The organism is Magnetococcales bacterium (genome assembly GCA_015232395.1).
GTDB lineage: Bacteria > Pseudomonadota > Magnetococcia > Magnetococcales > JADFZT01 > JADFZT01.
In genome coordinates this window covers 1-15,080 of record JADFZT010000046.1, presented here as the reverse complement: position 1 = coordinate 15,080, position 15,080 = coordinate 1, and the positions used below count along the sequence as shown (strand labels likewise).

The window sequence follows — 15,080 nt, the reverse complement described above, 5'->3', positions numbered from 1 at the left end:
AATCCTCAAATCATTCTGAGGGTGTCAGAAAACGAAGGCCTGGCTTCGCTCACCCAGGTGGTTTCAAGCTGATACGTCAGAGGGGCCGTGACAACCTCTCCGATGTCGGAACGCTTCTTCAGCAATCTTTGAATCTTTCTGTCGAAACGAAAAGATTCAATTCATCGAAGAGCCCTGACCGGTGGAGGTGTTTCCGGTATCCCAGTTGATGCTGCTGGTCCTGGGGGGGTGAGCCAGAATCCGTTCGCCCGACTGGAGACCGGAGAGGACGCTTACGGTGGTATCGTCCACAAAACCTCCCAGACGAATCATCCGCAGTTCCGGCTCGCTGTTGCTGTCGCTTATGGCAAATACCGCCGGCAGACTGCCTCGCCAAACGACGGCTGAGCGGGGAATAGTGGCCAGATTTTTAACCGGTGTGGTGATGTCCGGAACCATCACTTCCGCATACATGCCGGGACCACCCGGGGCATCCTTGGGGATGTCGAGTTTGACGGTCACTGTGTGGCGCTGGGTATCTGCCATGGGAAAGATCTGGGCCACCCGCGTTTGGATTCGGGTATCTCCCACGTCCAGCTTGGCAGGAATGCGCATATCCTTGCGGATGCCAGGCATCAGACGCGCAGGAATATCCACTTTGATCTGCAGGTGACGGGTATCGGCAAAGCTCAGCAGGGGCATGCCCGGTTGCACGGTATCCCCTTTTTCGATGTGCTTGCTGACAACCACCCCGGAAAAGGGGGCGATGGATTTGGTATCCCGGATGCGGGCTTCCAACTCTTCCAGCTTGGCTCGTGCTTGAACCAGACCGAATTTGGCGACATCAATCTGGGTGCCCTGGGCATAGATCTGGGCGCGCCGGGTCAGTTCCGGGTTGTCCGCTCCCATCATGTCGGTGAGGGGGCGGGTGAAATAGCGGTCAAACATCCTGGGCATGCCCATGCCGTTGTTGTCCGAGCTCATGCTGGAGCCGGAATAGACCTGCCGGGTGTATTGAACCCGGGCGTTGCGCCAGTTGGCCTCGGCGTTGGAAAGGGCGGCCCGGGCTGAACGGTGCTGGGCCAGGAGATCGTCGTTATCCAGAGCCACCAGAACGGTATCCTTGCGGAACCAGTCCCCCTCGACACCTGCAATAAATTCAACCCGTCCGGGCATCTGCGCGGAAAAAGCCACTTCCCGCAGGGGCACCACCGTTCCACCCAGGGTGGTAGAGGAGCCGATGGAGCCGGCCCCCACCGTGATAACGTCACTGGAGTTGAAGGAGTTGGCCGCATCTGCCTGAGGTGGCGTGATCAGCCAGCCAGCCAGGGCAAAAGGCAAAGTCACGGTCAAGAAAAGTTTCCTGATCATGGAACACCGTCCCTAAAAAACGTTTTGGAATCAGCACTTTCCCTGGGTAAAAGGGGGTGCGGTCCCTATTTTCTGATTGGAAGCGAAGAGCGGTTATCAGACGTGGAAGGCCTCTGGAGCCAGTCCAGGGCCTTCCACTGTCTTATGGATGGGTTGGTTAGACCCGTCCCATCACCGTAAAGCTTTTGATGAAGGGGCCAGCCATACGGGGGTCTTTGATCATCGCCCCGTAATCCCCTACCTGGAATTTCAGCTTCCGGGAGGTGTAGGCCATGCCGAGCCCCATCATGCCGAGACCCTTGCGGATCCATTTTTCCCAGTTCTCCTGGCTGGCGCGCAGATCCCAGTTGATCTCCTGGTCGCTGTAGGCTTCGCCTTTGACCGCTTGACCATTTTCAATTGTCAGAACACCCCGGGGGGTATCGTCACCATCGATGCCGTAAGCGATAGTGGAATTGAATCCGATCTTTTCCAGAGCCCCAGCCAACTCGGGCTCCTTGTTCCACTCATCCATATAGGTTTGCATCCACTCTGCCGAGAAAAGTTCAGCCATTTTTGCCTCTCTTTTTCTTTTTCCCCGCCAACCATTTAGAGTCCATGGCCGGGTGGGATAGTTTTTGAATCATACGATCCGTTGGTGTAAAAAGCCTGATATCAACCGCTCCTCTTTCCACGAAAAGTAAGCACTAAATCGTAATTCAACCTACAGCCAATGTCCACTCGTTATGATGACGCTGCTGACGACCAATTGTTAAAGCCTTTATATTTCAATATGTTGATTCGAGCTAGACCAGGATGCGCCGACGCACCAGACCCACTGCCAGCCAGAAGGAGAGCCCCAAATAGCCGATCAGAACCCCCAGATGGAGGAAAAGTCCTTCCAGAGGCAGGCCGGTGGTGAGGGGGCGGACCAGAGCCACCACATGGGTCAGGGGTAAAATCGTTACCAGGAGGCGGATCCCTTCGGGGAGGCCTTCAACCGGAAAAAAGACCCCGCAAAAAAGAAACATGGGGGTGGCCACCAGAGTGAAATAATAGAGAAAAAATTCATAACTGGGGGAGATGGCGGTCACCACCATTCCCAGGGAAGCGAAGACCAGGCCCGACAAAAAGACCACCGGTAGGGCAAAAATGGCGGTCCCGGCGGGAAAGGCCTCCAGGAAGGTGCCGACGATAAAAATGGCACACCCGGCGATGAGAGCCTTGGTGGCGGCCCACACCACCTCACCCGCTACCACGTCGGCCACGCTCAGGGGGGTTGCCAGCATGGCGTGGAAGGTGTTCTGACGGGTCATCCGGGTGAATGCGCCATAGAGGGCTTCGAAGGTGGCGGTATTCATGGATGAAGCCGCGAGAATGCCCGAGGCGACATAGAGTAGATAGGGGAGTTGATCGATTTCACCAATAAAGCGCCCCAGGCCATAGCCCATGCCCATGAGATAGAGCAGGGGCTCCCCCAAGCTCCCCACCAGGGAAGCGGCCAGGGTTTTGCGCCAGACCAAAAAGTGACGCCGCCAAGCTTGAATGAATCCAGGTATGGGATGGTGGCTCATGGCGGCGCATATTGCCATGAAAGTATCGTTTCGGCAAAGTGGTGTGACCTGGTGGCTTGAATGGTCCATGGCAGGGGACAGGAAAGGAGTCTGGACGCGTGACGCAAAGCCCGATCCAAATGACGATAACAGAAACGGATTTTCTCTCCCGTTTACGGCTATTGCACGCCCGTAGCGGCCATCACCCCGTGTTTCGGGAAGTGGTGGCGCCCAAGCGTGCCCATCTGGAGCGTCTGGATGGCCGGGGGATTTCGGATCTGCTGACAGGCTTGGGGGAAGGGGCCTATGACAATCCCACCCCTTGGCTGGTCGCTTTGGAGGAGATGCATGGTGAGGGGGTGTTGGTTTTTCCTGCTGATTCGGGGAGTGAGGGATCCCCCGAGCATCCTTCCCGGCACCAAGCTCCAAAACCCTCCCCAGCCAACCGGCGTACGGCAGGGGCAGGGGGAGGATTGGGGTATTGGGGCCGTTTTGGGTTCTGGTTTTTGCTCTTTTCCGTGGTGTCGGTGCTGCTCCACGAACGCTGGTCGGGTCCGGTTTCCCTCTCTGCCAACAATGACCAACTCTACCATGCCGGACTGGTCATCTTTCTGTTGAGCTGGCTTCTCTCCTCGGGGCCGGGTTTGCAGGTGTGGCGGCAGATGGGCATTTGGGTGGCGGTCATCGCGGTGTTGATCCTGGGCTACGGCTATCGGGGGGAGTTGCGGCAGGTGAAGGATCGCTTTGTTGGGACGTTGGTGCCTCAGGTGGGATGGCAGGGGGAGGCCAACACCATGCATTTTACCAAATCCGACAACCGGCATTTTCATATCGAGGCCCGGGTGAATGGTTTGCCGGTGCGTTTTTTGGTGGATACCGGTGCCAGTGATATCGTCCTCACCCCCAGCACGGCCCAAGCGTTGGGATTCGATCTTGACCGACTGCACTTTAATCGCATCTATCAAACCGCCAATGGCCGGGGCTCCGGCGCTTCGGTGCGGCTGGGAGAGATGCGCATCGGCGACCTCACCCTGACCAACCTCCCCGCCACCGTCAACGGCACCCCCATGACCAACTCTCTCCTCGGTATGCGCTTTTTTGACCGTCTGAAAGGGTATCGGGTGGCGGGAAATGTGTTGACCATTGAGTGGTAGAGCCATTGCAGAGTCTGTTTGATCATTTGCCGCTTCCCCCTGTATGCCCCCCTTCCTCTGCCGGAATAGACGCAAAAATCATCGGAAAATAATGCTGGAATTTCGTCACACGACCTCCATTTCAAACGCACCAAACAGCCTCTGAACATTTCCTGTGGATAAGAGAGTTTCCTGCCGTTTTGATGGCAAACTGATTTCTTGTTTGGTGAATTAAAATATTTTTAGTGTTTTAAATAAACCCAAAAAAACAATGGTTTGGGAGCAAAAATAACAAAAAAAGTGTTCCGTGCTGGGTGACGCCGAAAGATTTTTCTTGCCCATTTTTGCCTGCTTGCATACAGTTTTTATCATTTAATCTTGGGTTGGCTGCACAAGAGGTTTGTTAAATTTGTTTTATTGAGAGGAAAAGTGATGCGAAACAAGGTGGTGTTCTGCTCTGTTGTTTTCATTTCTTTTTTTGTGTCCATCCAGGCATGGGCGTTCGACGATGTGGCCAGTGATCGTTGGGGATATGACCATATCGAGACGCTGGCCGATACGGGGATCACCAGTGGCTGTGACGCTGATAACTATTGCCCGGATAGAAACCTTCAGCGGGCGGAAATGGCCATTTTTCTGCTGCGTTCAAAGTATGGTTCCAGCTATTCCCCGGATGCTGCCACGGGAAATGCATTCAACGATGTTTCCGCTTCATTCTGGGCAGGCAGTTTCGTCGAGAGGCTGGCGGCGCTGGGGATCACCAGCGGATGCGACTCGGACAGCTTCTGCCCCAGCCGGGAGATCACCCGTTCGGAAATGGCGATATTCCTACTGCGCACCAAATATGGCTCCGACTACCAACCCCCGTCTGCCACAGGCAACGTGTTTGGGGATATCTCCAGTGGTTATTGGGCCGGTTCTTTTATCGAACAGTTGAATTCTGAAGGTTGGGTGGATGACACCCTGGATACCACCCGGGTGTGTGCAGAAGGCAACTTTTGTCCAAGTTTGACTATCAACCGGGCGGAGATGGCGGTCTTTTTGGTGCGGGTTTTCGATCTGGAATCTTCCGGTGTCGAGAACAACGCTCCAGTAGCCAGTGACGGCACACTGACCACGGATGAAGATACCGCGGCCACCGGCTCCCTTTCAGCGAGCGATGTGGATGGGGATAGCCTGACCTATGAGATTGTCAGCAGCCCCTCCTTGGGCACCATCGATCTCATCGCCTCGACCGGAGCCTACACCTACACCCCCAATGATAACGCCAACGGTACGGATATCTTTACGTTCATAGCCAACGACGGCACGGATGATTCCAATACCGCCACTGTCACCGTCACCATCAACCCAGTCAACGACGCCCCGGTAGCCGAGGACGGAACGCTCAGTACTTCGGAAAATACCGCCGCCAGCGGAACAGTGAGTGCCAGTGATGTGGATGGGGATACGCTCACATTTTCCATCGATACCAATGGCAGTTTGGGAACCGCTGTGATGAACGATTCCCAGACAGGGGCCTACACATACACGCCGAATACCGATGCCACTGGTACTGACACATTCACCTTTGTCGCCAATGATTCAACCGAGGATTCGGAACCCGCCACCATTACTGTCACGATTATCGAAGGTACGGAAAACGTGCCGCCTGTGGCTGATGCTGGAACCGATGAAACAGTGAGTGAAGGGGATTCGGTGACTCTCTATGGCAGCGGCAGTGATCAGGATGGGACAGTCGATTCATTCCAGTGGGAGCAAACGGGCGGTACCACGGTTGCCTTGACCAATGCCGATACCGCCAGGGCCAGCTTTACCGCCCCTGATGTGACAGAAGATGAGGCTCTGACCTTTGAATTGACTGTCACCGACAATGATGGGGCCAGTGACAGCGATGAAGTGGTTGTCACCGTTCAGGACAACGACAGTGGGAATACCCTTTGGGATTCAGCGGAGTGGGGAACAGATCCCTGGCAATAAAAAAAACTGAAACTTTTTTTGGGGGAAAATCATGGGTAAATCTCAAAGTATCTTGATTCTTGCTGCAGTCGTTGCATTGGCCAGCAGCGGTGTTCAAGCTGAAAGTATTGAAATGCCGTTTTCATTCTCTGCTGGGGAAACAATCTATTCTTCAGAGGTGAATGCCAATTTTGACACGCTGGTTGAAACAGTCAATAGCCAAGCAGAAACAATAGATCTGCTCACTGAACTGGCAACGCATGCCTATTCCCTTGGAGAAGAGGCGGTAACGTATGATGCTGCAGTATCTGCTTGTTCAGACAGAGGTGGTCACCTCGTAACCATCTCATCGGAAGAAGAGAATGAAAAGGTGATGAATCTTGTTCAAAGTTCCAACATTGTTCACACCAATGGACATCGATATACATGGATCGGTTTAGATGATTACGAGGTGGAGGGTGATTTTGCATGGGTTACAGGAGATGAAGTCACCTATACAAATTGGTACGATGGCGAACCAAATGATAATGGAGGAGAGGAAGACTGTGCGCTTATGATAGGTGACTCAGGAAGTGGGCCTGGTACTTGGAATGATGGGACATGCTCCACATCCGAATTAAACTATATTTGTGAGTTTGATTGATCGGGTATGAAAAGATTCAATCATGCTTCATGCTTTTTATAGTGTTAGTTGACTATCCTGGGAGAGCAACACTGTGAATGATTACGGAAAAATTCTGATTGCCGCCATATCTCTGACCACAGCCGCCACCACAGCTCATGCCGGAACGGTGCCGAACAGTTTCACCAGTGGCACTACCATCTATGCCAGCGAGGTGAATGATAATTTTACCTATCTGGAAGATCGTTGCTTGGATTTGACAGGAAACGATCTTTATTACACAGCAGGTAACATCGGTATTGGATCAGACGATTTTTCCAGTAACGACAATGTGCTTTATGTGAAGAATACAGCCGGACATGCTGGGGTGGTTCTGGACTCTCACGCCACAGACCATAGCACCTATATCGGATTTCGAGATAATGGATCATATGCTGGTTGGTTGTCGTATTACGGTGCTGATTATCCCAATTCTGAAGTTGCCAACAATATGGCGATTGTTAATGAGAAGGATGGGGGGGGGATTTATTTCAATACCGAGCACGGGCCGAGCATTGATCCGGATATGTTGATCACCAGTGATGGCTACGTTGGTATTGGAACAGACTCGCCGGAATCCCTACTGCAGGTTGGGGACTCGGCTGATGGTGGTACCCCTGGCGTCATCAGCATTGCCAGCGGTGATGGGAGGAGCAGCGGGCAGATATATCAAAGCAACAACCAGCTCTATATTGAAGCAACAAACGACAGCGCCAGTCTGACCCTGAAAACCAATGGTGGCCATATGGTTTTTATGGAGAGTGGGGTCGAAAAAATGCGGCTTAACTCAAGCTACAACGATGAGTGCGATGGCTGCCTTGGTATCGGTACCGCCTCACCAGACTACCCCCTCCACATGGCCAGCGGTGCTTACGTTACCGATGGGGGTGTCTGGACCGATGCCTCCAGCCGGGAATTCAAGGAAAATATTTTCGATCTTTCCAGCGAAGCAGCCCGGGAGGCTTTGGCACAGTTGAGCCCCAAAACCTTCAATTACAAAAACGAGCAGGATGACCCCAAGGTCGGTTTTATCGCTGAGGAGGTTCCCGAACTTGTGGCCACGCCCAATCGCAAGGGTCTCTCTCCCATGGATATCGTCGCGGTGGTGACCAAGGTGGTGCAGGATCAGCAAAAGACCATCCAAAACCAGGCTGCTGAAATCCAAACCCTGAAAACGCTTCTGCAACAGTCGTTGGCCGGTTTTGCGGCACTGCGCAGTCGAGTCGATCATCTGGAAATGACCAACCAAACACCTCTCCTGCAACAGGCGGGCTTGAAATAATCCGATTTCCCTCCCTTCTGGTAACCGCGTCGGTTTCAAGGAGGGAGGGCGTTGGAATCGGGTATTGCGTCCCCATCGTATTGATTTGGAAATTAGGGGGAGGGGGGTGGCCTGATCAGAAGGCTATCCCAGTCATCCGGGAATCACCAAACCTGCCCCCAAAGTGACCTCTATATGGCACCTAATCCCGCAACTCCCGCCCGGTAAGCTTGAGGAAGACATCTTCCAGGTTGGCTGGGCGGTGGAGGAAGGTGAGGTGGTGCTGTTCATCTCTCAGAGGCTCCAGGACATCGCAGGAGCGGTGGGTGTAGCAGTAGAGGGTGTCGCCGATGGGTTCCACCCGGCAGGGGAGATTTTCGAAGCGGCTGGGGTCGGGTTTTGCGCCATTGCCTCTGATTTCAATCACCTCCGGCTCTACATGGCGCTCAATCAGGGCGGTGGGGGTGTCCAGGTCGAGAATCTTGCCGTGGTTCAGGATCAATATCCGATCACAAATCTGGGCCGCTTCCTCCATATAATGAGTTGTTAGCAGCAGGGTGACGCCGGACTCTCTGAGCTGCCGCAACCGCTGCCAGATCATATGCCGGGCCTGGGGGTCGAGGCCGGTGGTGGGCTCGTCCAGCACCACCAGCTTTGGATCCGCCACCAGGGAGCGGGCGATCACCAGACGCCGTTTCATGCCACCACTCAACTGCCGCACCGGCTGATCCGCCTGCTTGGTCAACTGGGCAAACTCCAAAAGCGCCTGGGTTTTTTCTTTGAGAATGGAGGTGGAGAGGCCAAAATAACGGCCATGGACCAGGAGATTTTCCGCAACGCTCAGGTCCACATCCAGATTATCCTCCTGGGGCACCACCCCCAAAAGCGGCGGAACCCCCTTCTGCTCCGGGCTCATGGGCAGACCAAAAACCGTCAACTCCCCCGCATCCTTGGGGGTCAAGCCGATGATCATCCGCAGGGTCGTGGACTTTCCCGCGCCGTTAGGGCCAAGGATTCCAAAACACTCCCCCTCCTGAACGTCAAAATCGATCCGGTCCACCACCGTTTCGCCAGCATATTTCTTCAGCAAGCCGCTGATTTCAATCACGCGCGACATGAGATTCCTTCCCGGTTGTTTTGTCCGCTGAAAATCTCTGCTATCTTGACAGTTTCCTATCCATATCGGCAAGCGGAGCGATTTTCTCTGAGAGTAACTGATTGATAAATAGATGGAACCTTTTTTCTTGGGGTTGGAAACATGACCAAGCTACTGACAAGTGAACAGATGCGGGAAGCAGATCGCCAAACCATTGAGGCGTTGGGGCTGCCGGGAGTGGTGTTGATGGAAAACGCCGGGGCCGGGGTGGTGGAACTGCTGCGCACGCGTCTGCCGGACTTGCCACAGCGCCGGGTGTTGGTGCTGGCTGGGCGGGGTAATAATGGGGGGGATGGCTTTGTCATTGCCCGGCGTCTCAAAATGTCAGGGGTCTCGGCCCAGGTGATTCTGTTTGGTCGGGGGGAGCAGCTCCAAGGGGATGCCCGGATCAATTGGCAGGTGTTTCAAAATCTTCGGGGACGGGTGATCGAAATCGCCGGGGAGGAGGTGCCGGAATTTTTTAATGGCATCCTCGCCCATTCCGGGGTAGTGGTGGATGCGGTGTTTGGCACCGGGTTGAAAAAACCGGTGGCTGGGGTGATCGGGGAGATTTTCCAACGGGTCAATCGCTCCGGCAAACCGGTGATCGCTGTGGATATTCCCTCCGGCGTATCGGCGGATAGCGGTCAGGTGCTGGGAGAGGCGTTGCAGGCCGATTGGACGGTCACTTTTGCCGCAGAAAAAATAGGCCATCGCACCTATCCCGGGGCAGAGCTGTCCGGGGAGGTGATGACGGTTCCCATTGGTATTCCAGATAAATTTATCGATATTCCAGCACATCGAGTTGCCCGCAATTTGCCCGATGATCTGGTGATTCCCCAGCGACCCGAGGCGGGCCACAAGGGGAGCTTTGGCCATTTGTTGGTGGTGGCGGGGGGAGAGGGGAAGGCGGGTGCTGCGGTGTTGACGGCGTCGGGTGCGCTGCGTACCGGGCCAGGGTTGGTCACCGTCGCCTCTCCCCGGTCGGTTCAGGATCAGGTGGCGACTCAGCTCACCGAAGCGATGACCCTGCCCTTGCCTGAAGATGGCAAGACGGGTGGTTTGGGGGCGGGAGCGGTGGATAAAATTCGTCACTGCAACCTGGAGCCGGACGCCCTGGCCCTGGGGCCGGGTTTGGGAATCAACCATGCCATCCATGGTATCGTCTTGGAAATTATCGAGCGTTGGGATGTGCCCACGGTTGTGGATGCCGATGCTCTGAATGTTTTTTCCGGGGCTGCTGATGAAATTGCCGCCTTGGCCGGTTCCCGTTCGGCCCCTTTGGTGTTGACCCCTCATCCTGGCGAGTTGGGGCGGATTTTGGGCTGTTCGGTCGTGGAGATTCAGGGGGATCGACTGGGGGTAGCCTGTCAGCATGCGGCTCGGTGGGGGGTGTGGCTGGTGCTGAAAGGGGCCGGTACCGTGATCGCCGCCCCAACAGGGGAAGCCTGGATCAACGATAGCGGCAACAGTGGCTTGGCGGCGGGTGGCAGTGGGGATCTTTTAACCGGTATCATCGGCGGGCTTTTGACCCAGGGGTGGCCGGTTGAAAGTGCGGTGCGTGCTGGCGTCTGGCTCCATGGAGCGGCGGCTGATGCGGCTGTTGTGGAGAGTGGTCCGGCTGGTTTGATGGCTCGGGATCTTCTGCCCCATTTGCGTCTTCTGGTGAATGATTTGCTGTTTTAGTCCTCAGTCGTTTGATTTTAATGTATAAAATGAAAGAGGGGCTGGGAGGCTTTTTTCCGGGGTTTTGTTTTTGATCTCGAATCAACGGTCTGAAGGGTGATCCATGGAATACCGCCGTTTTGGCAAGACAGCTCTCGACCTGTCGGTTTTTAGTGTCGGGACCATGCGTTTTTTACACGGCTGGGACGAGCCCCACGACCATCTGCCCGACGACAGCCTGGAAAACACCCGGGAGGTTCTTCAAGCCGCTTTCGATGTCGGGATCAATCTCATCGAAACCGCCCATGGTTATGGCAAAAGCGAACGCCTGATCGGCCAAACCCTACCCCACCTTCGACCACCCGGGGTGGATTGGCACATCATGACCAAGGCCAAGCCCACAGAGAGTGCCGGTGAGATGCGCAGGCAGGTGGAGCAATCTTTGGAGCGACTCAAAGTGGATCGGGTGGCGCTGTTTGCCTTCCATGGGGTCAATACCCGGGATCATCTGGAGCTGGCTTTGCGTCCGGGGGGGTGTTTTCAGGCCCTGGAGCGAATGCGGGAAGAGGGGTTGATCGGGCATTTGGGATTTTCCAGCCACGCCCCCCCACCAGTACTGTTCGACGCCATCACCAGCGGTGCTTTCGATTTCGTCAATCTCCACTATTATGCTTTTCGACCGGCCAATCGGGTGGCGGTCGCCCTGGCCGCAGCCCGGGATATGGGGGTTTTTATTATCTCTCCCAATGAAAAAGGGGGGGGACTCTATACACCCCCTGCCAAGCTCCAATCCCTCACCTCTCCCCTACACCCGGTACAGTATAATGAGCGTTGGCTGCTCTCTCAGCCCGAGGTGCACATTTTGAGTGTCGGGCCGAGTTTGCCGGAGCATCTGGATATTCATCTCACCAGCCTGGGGAATCCCCCTTATTGGGGAGAGAATGAGCGCAAAGCCGCTCTGGCACTGGCTCGGGAAACCGCTCAATCCCCCCTTTCCAGGTGCGGGATCTGCACCCGCTGCCTGCCGTGTCCGGAAAAGATCGACATTCCGGAAATGTTTCGATTGTTTCAGATGGCGGATACGTTCAATATGGTCCCCCACGCCCGGTTTCGATATGGTCTCATGAAGCCCAATGACCATTGGATTCCCGGGGCCAAGGGGGATCAATGTAGCCGTTGTGGGGAGTGTCTGCCCCGCTGCCCCCAGGGACTGGCGATTCCGGAGTTGCTTTTGCAAGCCCATAAAAAGATGCAACCCCTTGAAGAGAACTGATTTTGGATCTAAAAAATCAGGTGTCATCATGAAGTAAAGCCAACGGAAAGAGTTGAATCGTGCCTGAGGATATTCTGAAATTTGATGCCCGCCTGCGTGGGGCAGTGGTGGAGATGACTGGCCAGGGGGATGAGCAGAGCCTGGTTCATGTTCTGGTCAGAAACCTGGCGATTCTGGTGCCGGTATCCAACATTCGTTTTTATCAGGGGCGGCAAGAGAAAAATGCTGAAGAGGGGGAGGGCAATCAGTGGAAGGTGCTCTTGCTGCTCAATCCTAACGAAGAATTTATCCCGATGTCCCAGGTGGAAGGGCTGGCAGAGGCGATGGATTTGGGGCAGGAGGTGGTTCTGAAACAGGCAGGGGACGGCCCCATTTTGGTGGTTCATCCGATAAAAGTAGATAATTTTCAGGGATTTCTGGTTCTCGACTGTGACAAGTATGCATCAGGCACCCAAAAGCTGGTTCATTTTTTCTTGCGGATTTTTGGCAACCAGATCTCCATGATCCAGAAGAAGGAACGGGATCCCCTGACCGGCCTGCTCAATCGCCAATCCTTCGACGATAAAATCAACAAAATTCTCATGGCCTATCAAAGGGGCCTCAAGCGGCGGCGGGATAACGAAGACAAGGGGGCCAATCTCGCGGTTTTGGATATCGATCATTTCAAACGGGTCAACGACAATTTTGGCCACTTGATTGGTGATGAAGTGCTTATTCTTTTTGCCCGGTTGATGGAACAGTGTTTCCGACTATCCGACTTTCTGTTCCGCTTCGGGGGGGAGGAATTTATCGTCCTGGTCAACGATGTCACTGAAAAAGAGGGGCTTGCCGCCCTGGAGCGGTTTCGCAACATGGTCGCAGCCTATCCCTTTCCCCAGGTTGGGCGGGTGACTGTCTCCATCGGTACCGTCATTTTAAGCGCCGATGAAGTCTCTACCACCCTCATCGACAAGGCGGATAAAGCGCTCTATTACGCCAAGGAAAATGGTCGCAATCAGGTCCAGGTCTATCAAACCCTCGTGGCTCAAGGAAAGCTGGAAGAAGAGGATGAAGATGACGAGGGGGATGTGGATCTTTGGGATTGAATGGTGGCAGATTGCCATTTGGCTGAAGCGCCATGTTGATGAATCCAACCTGGGTGATGGGGAAAAGATCTTACAGCCGGCCCTACCAGCTACCCAGGCCATACCTCAGACAACAAAAGCCACCCGCAACCGAGTGGCTTTTGAACTTTTAATGAAAACCAAATATCCCTAGAGACGGAATTGACTCCCATGCCAGAGACGCCATCATCTTTTCAATCCGAGGTCGCCCAGGAGCTGGCCCAGGAGATGGAGACCCGGATCGGGTTGAACCCTGAGTTTGCCCGGAAAGTGGGTAATTTTGGCTTTATCGAGCTGGAGGATTCCTGGGGGGATGAGGCCACCATCATCAACACCGCCCGGATCTCCACTACCAACCGGCGGGTTTCCAGTTTGGCTGACTTTACCGATCGGGAGAGGCAGCTCCTCTATCATCTTCTCTACCACAATCACGGCACCCCCTTCGAGTCGGTCCATTTTCGTTGGCGGGTGATCGCGCCCATCTTTGTTTTTCGCCAGTGGATGCGTCATCGGATCAGCTCTTTCAACGAATTTTCCCAGCGTTACCGCCAGCCCATCCCGGCCTTTTATATCCCCGACCAACAGGCCCGCACCGTGGATGGCTTCGAGGTGATGGACGAGGAACAGGTGGCCCGTTATGAGGCGTTGATCGAAACCCTCCACAGCTTTTATCAGAAAGAGTATGAAGAGAGCTGCAAGCGGGTGAGTGACGCCGAAGAGCGGGGGGAGATTCCCAAAATACAGGGGGGGCGTAACCCTTATCGGGCCAGATCCCGGGAGCTGCTTCGCAACGCCATGCCGGTTTCCACCTATTCCGATCTTTACTGGACCATCAACTTTCGTTCCCTCATGAATTTTTTCGATCTGCGCCGCAAGCCCGAAGCCCAGTATGAAATCCGCGTTTTTGCCGATGCCGCCTACGACATGTTCAAAGCCCGCTTTCCCTTGCTGGGAGAGACCATGGATCGGGTACTTTTGGAACGGTCCGGTAAAGGGGCATGAGTGAAACAGCTGGGGCAGAGGGAGGCGATTCGGGTGGCAGGGGGGAGAGTGACCCGGTTGATGATTTCACGGTGGATGCCGGTGCTTCTGAGGAGAGAGGGCGGCTCAAGATTCATGGGCGCAAAAAAGGTCGTCTGAAAACCAGGGAAGTGGATTGGCTTCTCGACACCTTGCCCCGCTACCAGATTCCCAAAGCGGGGGATCGCCGGGAGCTGATGGGGCTTCTGGGGGCGGATCCTGATTCGGGTCGCTTGGTATTGGAGATTGGTTTCGGCAACGGTCTGTTTTTGACTGATCTGGCCAAGAGATATCCAGGGGATCGTTTTATTGGTATCGATGTTTTTTTGGAGGGGGTGGCAGGGTTGATCCGCAAGGTGGAGCCTGCGGGTCTGACCAATGTCCGCATCTCCAAAGAGCCTGCCCAGTCTGCCATCGTTGAGGAAATTCCCCCAACCAGTCTGGATCGCGTCATCATCAACTTTCCCGATCCCTGGCCCAAAAAACGCCACCATAAACGCAGACTTATCCAACCTGAATTTTTGGATTGCCTGGCTCTGGGTATGCGGCAAGGGGGGCTTTTGAGTCTCGCTACGGATTGGGCGGAGTATGGGGAGTGGATGTTGGAGATGCTGGAAAAACATCCCTGCTTTGCCAACCAGGTGGGGTCTGGCTGTTTTGCTCCGGAACCGGAGGGGTGGATCGAGACCCGGTTTCAGGAAAAGGGTTTGGCAGCAGGCCGTGGTACCCATCATCTGCTCTATGCCAAAGTGGCTGATCCCCCCAAGCGCTGAGTTTTTATCCGTATTGCGTTGTTTGAGAAGATGTTTTTTTGAGCCGTCCCCCTTCCTGATTTCCCCCTGCATGACTTTTTCCAGAGCACTCTCTCCCCTGTGCAGCCCTTTTCCCTGAGCTTGATACCCTGAGCTTGATATAGCAGTTCTATCTCAAAATTGGACACTCTTCCCTGACTCGTCATCCCCGCGAAGGCGGGGATCCAGGGAGCTGA

Annotated in this window: 13 protein-coding genes; 9 read left to right on the top strand and 4 right to left on the bottom strand. The window is 54.7% G+C overall.

The window, feature by feature from the left end:
• Positions 1 to 156: 156 nt before the first annotated feature.
• The 3 genes from HQL52_12955 to HQL52_12945 all read right to left on the bottom strand — a co-directional run bounded on the left by HQL52_12955 (position 157) and on the right by HQL52_12945 (position 2,903).
• Positions 157 to 1,350, bottom strand: a complete 1,194-nt coding sequence (locus HQL52_12955) for an efflux RND transporter periplasmic adaptor subunit (GenBank protein ID MBF0370355.1) — start codon at positions 1,348 to 1,350, stop codon at positions 157 to 159.
• Between the two features lie 157 nt (positions 1,351 to 1,507).
• A complete protein-coding gene (locus HQL52_12950) occupies positions 1,508 to 1,903 on the bottom strand; it encodes an SCP-2 sterol transfer family protein (protein ID MBF0370354.1) in 396 nt (131 codons plus the stop codon).
• A 232-nt stretch (positions 1,904 to 2,135) separates the two neighbouring features.
• Positions 2,136 to 2,903, bottom strand: coding sequence for an ABC transporter permease (locus HQL52_12945; protein MBF0370353.1), 768 nt, complete (start codon positions 2,901 to 2,903; stop codon positions 2,136 to 2,138).
• A 119-nt stretch (positions 2,904 to 3,022) separates the two neighbouring features.
• Here HQL52_12945 and HQL52_12940 point away from each other — a divergent pair, with 119 nt between their 5' ends.
• From HQL52_12940 to HQL52_12925, 4 genes are all read left to right on the top strand, one after another.
• Positions 3,023 to 4,036, top strand: a complete 1,014-nt coding sequence (locus tag HQL52_12940; protein ID MBF0370352.1) for a TIGR02281 family clan AA aspartic protease — start codon at positions 3,023 to 3,025, stop codon at positions 4,034 to 4,036.
• Between the two features lie 411 nt (positions 4,037 to 4,447).
• Complete coding sequence (locus HQL52_12935) at positions 4,448 to 5,995, top strand: tandem-95 repeat protein (protein ID MBF0370351.1); 1,548 nt, start codon at positions 4,448 to 4,450, stop codon at positions 5,993 to 5,995.
• A 31-nt stretch (positions 5,996 to 6,026) separates the two neighbouring features.
• Positions 6,027 to 6,617, top strand: a complete 591-nt coding sequence (locus HQL52_12930) for a hypothetical protein (GenBank protein ID MBF0370350.1) — start codon at positions 6,027 to 6,029, stop codon at positions 6,615 to 6,617.
• Positions 6,618 to 6,690: 73 nt separating this feature from the next.
• Positions 6,691 to 7,917 (top strand): tail fiber domain-containing protein, encoded by a 1,227-nt coding sequence (locus HQL52_12925; protein ID MBF0370349.1) that lies wholly within the window; start codon positions 6,691 to 6,693, stop codon positions 7,915 to 7,917.
• A gap of 181 nt (positions 7,918 to 8,098) precedes the next feature.
• Here HQL52_12925 and HQL52_12920 read toward each other — a convergent pair whose 3' ends face one another.
• Entirely contained in the window at positions 8,099 to 9,013 is a 915-nt protein-coding gene (locus HQL52_12920) for an ATP-binding cassette domain-containing protein (GenBank protein MBF0370348.1), read from the bottom strand.
• A 141-nt stretch (positions 9,014 to 9,154) separates the two neighbouring features.
• Here HQL52_12920 and HQL52_12915 point away from each other — a divergent pair, with 141 nt between their 5' ends.
• The 5 genes from HQL52_12915 (at position 9,155) to trmB (ending at position 14,865) form a co-directional block, all read left to right on the top strand.
• Positions 9,155 to 10,717: an NAD(P)H-hydrate dehydratase gene (locus tag HQL52_12915; GenBank protein ID MBF0370347.1), complete on the top strand. Its 1,563-nt coding sequence runs from the start codon at positions 9,155 to 9,157 to the stop codon at positions 10,715 to 10,717.
• Between the two features lie 103 nt (positions 10,718 to 10,820).
• Positions 10,821 to 11,969: an aldo/keto reductase gene (locus tag HQL52_12910; protein MBF0370346.1), complete on the top strand. Its 1,149-nt coding sequence runs from the start codon at positions 10,821 to 10,823 to the stop codon at positions 11,967 to 11,969.
• 59 nt (positions 11,970 to 12,028) lie between these two features.
• On the top strand, positions 12,029 to 13,054 hold the full coding sequence (locus tag HQL52_12905; protein ID MBF0370345.1) for a GGDEF domain-containing protein: 1,026 nt from the start codon (positions 12,029 to 12,031) through the stop codon (positions 13,052 to 13,054).
• 189 nt (positions 13,055 to 13,243) lie between these two features.
• Entirely contained in the window at positions 13,244 to 14,074 is an 831-nt protein-coding gene (gene thyX / locus HQL52_12900; protein ID MBF0370344.1) for an FAD-dependent thymidylate synthase, read from the top strand.
• Entirely contained in the window at positions 14,071 to 14,865 is a 795-nt protein-coding gene (trmB, locus tag HQL52_12895; GenBank protein ID MBF0370343.1) for a tRNA (guanosine(46)-N7)-methyltransferase TrmB, read from the top strand. Before thyX ends, trmB begins: the two co-directional genes overlap by 4 nt.
• The last annotated feature ends 215 nt before the right edge of the window (positions 14,866 to 15,080 follow it).